The sequence below is a fragment of the Brucella pseudogrignonensis genome (assembly GCF_002252525.1).
In the GTDB taxonomy this organism is placed as follows: Bacteria; Pseudomonadota; Alphaproteobacteria; order Rhizobiales; family Rhizobiaceae; genus Brucella; species Brucella pseudogrignonensis.
In genome coordinates, this window is the sequence record NZ_NNRM01000025.1 from 1 (window position 1) to 456 (window position 456).

Genomic DNA, 456 nt, shown 5'->3' on the forward strand with positions numbered 1-456 from the left:
CAAACCCGGCTTAGCCGGTGGGAACCGCGCGAGATTACATACCGGCCGCAGCGTTGGTTTACATTTGCCCGCGCAGACGGTGAAACGGTTGTGCTTCGTGATGATCCGGCAGAAGAACCGTTACCGGCTCACAAGTTTATCATCCACCGGCACCCGTCGAAATCGGGGCTGACGATCCGTTCCGGCATTGCCCGCGTGGCATCCTGGGCATGGATGTATAAGAGCTTCACGCTGAAGGACTGGGCGATTTTCGTCCAGAACTTCGGCATGCCGATCCGCATCGGCCGTTACGAAGGTGACGCCAAGGAAGAGGACAAGGATGTCCTGTGGCGCGCAGTGACGCAGATCGCTGGCGACATGGCCGCAATCATGCCTGACAGCATGAATATCGAGTTTCAGGAAGTGGCAGCGAAAGGCACTTCAATCGACCTTTACGAGCGTCGCGCCGACTGGATG

Annotated in this window: 1 protein-coding gene; it reads left to right on the plus strand. The window is 57.9% G+C overall.

All coding sequences use genetic code 11. From position 1 onward, the window contains the following. On the plus strand, positions 1-456 hold a 456-nt coding region (locus CEV34_RS14495), incomplete at both ends, for a phage portal protein family protein (protein ID WP_143853382.1).